Here is a 1,994-nt window from a genome sequence, read left to right as displayed (position 1 = left end):
ACCAGGCCGGATTCGCTGTCGGCGCCGATGTGCGCCTTCATCCCGAAGTGGTGAGTCGGCCGCGGGAACTGCCCCCGCAGCCGCTCGCAGAACCGTACGTGACACTCTCGCGTCATACGGCTCCCGTTATCCAACCTTGCTGCCCGGTCACTCGCCAGTGATGAAACAGCCGGGGTACCACAGTCCGCATCTTGTCCAGCCATTGGCTAATGCGCCGCTTGCGCCTATGAAGGGCCTTGTATTTTCGTCGGGCCCAGCGTTCAAGCGCGCGGTCAATGTGCTGGAAGATGCCAAGCATGGCTGTCCGATAGAACGAGCCATAGTATTGCCACCACCCCTGTATCACTGGATTGTAGAGCCGAGCCACGTCGACCAGCGTCACGTGGGTTTGGCGATTGAGTCGCCACCTGCGTACCGCTTGCCGCATCCGCTTTAAGGCATCCGCACTCGCTCCCGGAAGGAAGCTCGTGAAGAGCTGGTCTTGTTTGCTGAGCGCCTTCCTCGGCCTAAAGGTGAAGCCGAGGAAGGTAAAGCTCACATGCGGATAACCTGCGCGACGGTTACTGTCCTTGCAGTACACGACCTTCGATTTCTCCGGGTGCATCGTCAAGCCACAGGCTGCCAGCCGTGAAGCAATGGAGCGCATCACGTACTCCGCTTGCTTTCGACTGCGGCAGTGCACCACCGCATCATCGGCGTAGCGGGCAAACGGGCAGTTGGGGCTGGTACGTTGCATCCAGGTGTCGAAGGCATAGTGCATGAACAGATTCATCAGGAGGGGACTGATCACTCCACCTTGCGGGGTGCCGCGTTCGCGTGGGACGTGCATGCCGTCATCCGTTTCGAACGGCGCAACCAGCCACCGCTCGATGTACAGAAGTATCCAGTCCTCCTTGATGTGCAGGCGCACCGCCTTCATCAGCAATCCATGATTGATCTGATCGAAGGCTGCCTTGATATCAAACTCCACCACCCAGTCGTATCGCCAGCAGCGCTCACGCGTGATCGCCACCGCCTGCTTCGCTGATCGTCCCGGCCGGTACCCATAGGAGTCCGAGTGGAAGATCGAGTCCAGCTCCGGCTCGATGAGAAGCTTGACCACGGTTTGCGCGACACGATCACCAACCGTGGGCACTCCCAGCTTGCGCGTGCCTCCCGATGCCTTGGGAATTTCTACTTGCTTGACCGGAGGCGGGAAGTACGACCCCGACGACATCCGATTCCACAGCTTGTAGAGATTCTTAGACAGATCCCGCTCGAAATCGGCGATGGTTTCATCGTCGATGCCGGCAGCACCGCGATTGGCCCTGACCTGCTGGTAGGCGTCCCATACCGTGCGTTTCGCTATGTCATAAGGTTTCGCCGAGCTCACGCCACTCATCCCCGGAGGTTGGCAACGCTCGTCGGCCGGATAACGCCGCCCCTTCGCTCCACCTCCATTACAGAGGCTTCATCGCTACTACGGGAGGCTCCGCCCCTCGTTCCAGCATCGGTATTCTTCCTCATGGTGTTGGCCATTTGTCATTTTCCTTCGCATCTGGAACAAGGTTCTCACGTTCCGTACCAAAGCCTGTATGAAGATCATGCCGCCTATACACCGGCTGCCATCGGGTCCGTAAGCAGGTAACGCCCCGACTTGTCCTGAAGCCAGTACTCCACCTCAGTTTCGGCAGCACCTTGGGCATAACGATGCGTCATCGGACGGTTTGCTTTCGCTCATCTTCTCCATACTCACCTGCCATCCTCAGGGATGACTTTTCCTCGGTCGCTCACCACCACACCTTTTGGATGCAGCAGCACCGGGTGGTTTGAAGTCCGCTCCTGCAAGCCGACTTCGGAAGGCCTACTTCCATCTTCGGCACAGCAGCACAGGTCATCTGACCTGTGTTCGTGACACACAGTACTGGTTGCCCTTCTTGGTCTGGTGCATCTCGGGATCGCGCTTGCCGTCCTTGTTCTTGGTCGAGCTCGGCGCATGGATCAGCGTGGCGTCG

General features: G+C 58.8%; 1 protein-coding gene. It reads right to left on the bottom strand.

All coding sequences use genetic code 11. From position 1 onward, the window contains the following. Positions 1–112: 112 nt before the first annotated feature. Positions 113–1,381, bottom strand: a complete 1,269-nt coding sequence (gene ltrA / locus H165_RS0117985; protein WP_017940309.1) for a group II intron reverse transcriptase/maturase — start codon at positions 1,379–1,381, stop codon at positions 113–115. Between the last annotated feature and the right edge of the window lie 613 nt (positions 1,382–1,994).

Origin of the sequence: Pseudomonas thermotolerans DSM 14292 (assembly GCF_000364625.1) — a bacterium.
Taxonomy (GTDB): domain Bacteria; phylum Pseudomonadota; class Gammaproteobacteria; order Pseudomonadales; family Pseudomonadaceae; genus Aquipseudomonas; species Aquipseudomonas thermotolerans.
The sequence above is the reverse complement of the archived record's forward strand: the minus strand, read 5'-3'. Positions and strand labels throughout refer to the sequence as shown.

Bases quoted from the DNA above. Each gene is read 5' to 3' on its own strand.
- ltrA (WP_017940309.1), bottom strand. From the start codon at position 1,381: ATGAGTGGCGTGAGCTCGGCGAAACCTTATGACATAGCGAAACGCACG.